Here is a 255-nt window from a genome sequence, read left to right as displayed (position 1 = left end):
AAATGAAATAGAAAGAGGGTCTTAATATGGTAAAAGGGTTAATGGGGAAACGGATTGTTTTAGGTGCATCGCGTAATACAGAAGAAATTAGTATGCTTATAGAAAAACAGGGAGGAGTTCCTATAGTTCGTTCACTTCAAGGTACTGTATTTTTAGCCGAAGAAGAAGTAGGACAGGATCTTAAGAAAATTATACAGAAGGGGACAGATTGGGCTATTTTTACAACAGGAATTGGAACACAGACTTTGTTGGATA

General features: G+C 36.5%; 1 pseudogene. It reads left to right on the top strand.

Features of this window, described 5'->3' with window-relative positions:
* Positions 1–26: 26 nt before the first annotated feature.
* Positions 27–255 (top strand): annotated as a pseudogene (locus KW850_RS34675) (uroporphyrinogen-III synthase); the annotation flags it as partial.

This window comes from Bacillus sp. sid0103 (assembly GCF_019219025.1).
This window is presented reverse-complemented; position numbering and strand designations above follow the sequence as displayed.